Below are 353 nucleotides of genomic sequence, written 5' to 3'. Positions count from 1 at the left end.
ATCTACGAAGGCGATCCGGTGCCTGACCGCCTCGATCAGTTGCAGAAGGGCAATCCGGGAGGCCGGCCATGAGCCCGATGCGTGCGGCCTGGCTGCGCCCGCGCTGGCTGTTCAGCCGGCGCGCAGCAAAGGCGCTGCTGTGGACGGTGGTACTCGCGGCCGTCGCCGTGTGTGCGGATTTCGGCGATGGTGATCAATCGTTTCGGCGAACGTGATCAGTCTGGAAGGTGGTGTTGCGCGGTCAATGGATTATAGCGACGGTGATCACGATCAGGCGTCAGCGGACTCGGATTTCGTTTTCTTTCTCATCGAATCGCCCTTGACCGGAAGCTTGTGGGCCTGATGCACGAGCC

Annotated in this window: 2 protein-coding genes; one reads left to right on the top strand and one right to left on the bottom strand. The window is 62.0% G+C overall.

Annotated features, from left to right (window positions below):
- Positions 1 to 68 precede the first annotated feature (68 nt).
- Entirely contained in the window at positions 69 to 215 is a 147-nt protein-coding gene (locus tag ACZ2V4_RS11700; protein ID WP_181519390.1) for a hypothetical protein, read from the top strand.
- Positions 216 to 270: 55 nt separating this feature from the next.
- Here ACZ2V4_RS11700 and ACZ2V4_RS11695 read toward each other — a convergent pair.
- Positions 271 to 353 (bottom strand): ATP-binding protein (locus ACZ2V4_RS11695; RefSeq protein ID WP_251626629.1); only part of this gene is annotated, 83 nt, incomplete at its 5' end.

The organism is Macrococcus sp. CoH-51_TC_04 (genome assembly GCF_058188655.1).
This window is presented reverse-complemented; position numbering and strand designations above follow the sequence as displayed.